This is a genomic window from Prevotella sp. oral taxon 317 str. F0108 (assembly GCF_000162415.1).
Classification (GTDB): domain Bacteria; phylum Bacteroidota; class Bacteroidia; order Bacteroidales; family Bacteroidaceae; genus Prevotella; species Prevotella conceptionensis.
In genome coordinates this window covers 32,271-34,260 of the sequence record NZ_GG740080.1, presented here as the reverse complement: position 1 = coordinate 34,260, position 1,990 = coordinate 32,271, and the positions used below count along the sequence as shown (strand labels likewise).

General features: G+C 53.4%; 3 protein-coding genes. All 3 read left to right on the top strand.

Annotation, left to right across the window (positions count from 1 at the left end):
* Positions 1-190, top strand: a 190-nt coding sequence (locus HMPREF0670_RS17285; protein WP_044078427.1) for a hypothetical protein, incomplete at its 5' end; no start/stop codon positions are given.
* A complete protein-coding gene (locus tag HMPREF0670_RS14640) occupies positions 187-819 on the top strand; it encodes a hypothetical protein (RefSeq protein ID WP_009231921.1) in 633 nt (210 codons plus the stop codon). The genes HMPREF0670_RS17285 and HMPREF0670_RS14640, both read left to right, overlap by 4 nt.
* A 49-nt stretch (positions 820-868) precedes the next feature.
* Positions 869-1,990 (top strand): DUF6531 domain-containing protein (locus HMPREF0670_RS16820; protein WP_044078425.1); only part of this gene is annotated, 1,122 nt, incomplete at its 3' end.

Below are 1,990 nucleotides of genomic sequence, written 5' to 3'. Positions count from 1 at the left end.
CCTTCGTCATCCTTTCGACAAATTGAACAAGTATATATTCAAAAAGTTTACCACAGACAACGTTATGGATTACTCTGATATTGGCCCTTTACAAATCCCCGTTGTTGCCACTTGGCGATACCAATGGGAACATTTGCATAAGGTGTTGAGACCAATTGAAGATAAAAACAACAAAACAAAAGACAAATGAAAAGTTTGGTATTTATACTAGCCGCATTTATTGTTGCGGGCAGTTGTGGCGCACAACGTAAGGTGAAGGTATCTAAAATTAAAGGAGGAAAACAAATGACAACAGAAAAGATAGACAAACAGAGATTTCATTGGAACAAAGACAAGAATGACATATATACTTTTGTGAACTACAAGGGACAGAAAGTTGTCCAAAGATGGATGAGTAGTGGCGGTGTATATTATTTTTATGAAACTCGACGTAAGGAGAACGAACTTATTGAGGAGTATCGCAGATATTTTAATGCTGGAAAATTAAATGTAGAAGGTTTTCAGTATAAGGATAATGGATTTGAGGTGGGGATTTGGAAAATATATGATGGAGATGGAAAACTAGTTGAAGTAAGAGACTATGATGCCCCCTTTAAAAACTACCCTTGGGAGGAGGTTCGCAAGTTTTTGGAGCGAGAACGCGGCATAGACTTTTTTGATAAGAGGACAACGGTGAGTAGATATGTAGATGAGAAACACCCCGCAGGGTGGGGAATAAGATATTATGATAAGAAAAACCAAACATTTAAATACATTGGCTTAGATTGCGCCACACGAAAGATAGTTGAGGAAAATGAGTTCTCCATAGTGAGGGATTAAAATCAACTTTTGTTTAAAATGGAAGACTTGGCTTTCCTCCGATGCCTGCATGGTGGGAGACGTCATCCCCATCAAGCACATCACGGGCGGCCTGCCCTCCTACAAGATATTCTACGGCGACCTGGAGGGCCCGCACGACGGCGAGGTGTACTTCGGCTCGAAGAGCGTGTCGGCCGACGGCAGCGAGTGCGGCGGTTCGTTCCCCGCGCAGGTGCTCACCTGCTGGGGCGCCCCTTTCGGCCACCAGTTCTTCCCGCCCACGTGGCTCGGGCTCTACCAGCACGCGCTCTCGCTGTACGTGCCGCTGTCCTTCGGAAAGCCCGTGATGGTGGGCGGCACGTTCGTACCGCACAAGTATTCCTTGTCCGACATCCTGATGCGCGCCGTGGCCGTGGAGACGATGCGTTTCCTGGGGTGCATCGCGCGCAAGGGGCTTACGCGGTTCAACCACATGCTGATGCGCAAGTTCGGGCAGAACCCCGTCTCCGACGCGCTTTGCCGTTTCGGTTTCGAGCCTGTGAACCTGGTGACGGGCGCGATGGACTTCGCCTGGGACGACTTCGAACTGGGCGGCGACCACCCCCTGTCCATGCGCTGCCGCTGGTTCAGCGACGTGGCCTACTCGGGCGTGATGGGCAACGGCGTGGTGTGCAGCTACGACCGTTTCATCGTGCCCGACTTCGAGGCCGGTGTGGCGGCCTACAACGACCCCGAGGAGTGCAAGGCCCTGCCGCTCCCCATAGTGGAGGTGGGCGCCCCCGAGGAATACTACCGCGGGATGAAGCTGTGGCAGTGCAGGCCTGATGCGCGTACATGGATAGTGCGGAAGGCCGATGCCACAACGACCTACCGTGCCTTTAACGACGGGAAAGGTGGGACGGTATACCGCGCCGTGCGCGTGGACTATGCCGGCGGCGGTTTCCTGAACTTCTCCTACGACAGGGACAGCGGGCTGCTCTCGACACTGGAGGATCACCACGGGCGGACCGTGGTGTTCGGCCTCGACTATGAACGCGGGCTCATCCTCTCGGCCAACCTGCTGCGCAAGGGCCGGCTCGAGACGCTGGCCGAGTACGAGTACGACGGGAGGCGCAACCTCACCCGCGCGTGCGACCGGTTCGGCAAGGCGATCGAGTTCACCTACGACGGGGACAACCGCGTAGTGCGCCGG

What these genes read in the sequence shown, in the direction of transcription:
- HMPREF0670_RS14640 (WP_009231921.1), top strand. Translation starts at nt 187, where the DNA reads ATGAAAAGTTTGGTATTTATACTAGCCGCATTTATTGTTGCGGGCAGT.